The sequence below is a fragment of the Psychrobacter sp. 1Y4 genome, assembly GCF_051847555.1.
In genome coordinates, this window is the sequence record NZ_JBPYDE010000663.1 from 1 (window position 1) to 661 (window position 661).

Annotated in this window: 1 protein-coding gene; it reads left to right on the forward strand. The window is 48.4% G+C overall.

Going from position 1 to position 661, the window contains the following annotated elements; genetic code table 11:
* Positions 1-661 (forward strand): 2Fe-2S iron-sulfur cluster-binding protein (locus ACS8FC_RS18200; RefSeq protein WP_439297820.1); only part of this gene is annotated, 661 nt, incomplete at both ends.

The following is a 661-nucleotide window of genomic DNA, read 5'->3' on the forward strand; positions in this document are numbered from 1 at the left end:
TTATCACTCGGCATTGATGTGCCGTATTTTTGTTATCATCCAGCCCTTGGTTCAGTAGGCTCGTGCCGTCAGTGCGCGGTCAAGCAATTCCAAAATAAAGAAGATATGGAGGCAGGTCGTGGTCGCCTCGTGATGTCATGTATGGTCGCTCCTGGCGATGATATGTACATCTCTGTGACTGACGATGAAGCCAAAGCATTCCGCAAGTCGATGGTTGAGCTACTCATGACCAACCATCCACATGACTGTCCAACTTGTGAAGAAGGTGGACATTGTCATTTGCAGGACATGACCTATATGTCAGGTCATAGCCGTCGTCGCTATCGCTTTACCAAACGCACGCATCATAACCAAGAGCTTGGCCCATTCATCGCGCATGAGATGAACCGTTGTATCGCTTGCTATCGCTGTGTACGTTTTTATAAAGACTACGCGGGCGGCGAAGATTTGGGCGTTTATGGCTCAAACAACCGCGTTTACTTTGGCCGTGATAAAGATGGTCAGTTTGAAAGTGAATTCTCAGGCAACTTAACCGAAGTCTGCCCAACCGGTGTATTTACCGACAAGACTCACTCTGAGCGCTACAACCGTAAATGGGACATGCAGTATGCGCCAAGCATCTGTCATGGTTGCTCAGCTGGTTGTAATATCTCACCAGGTG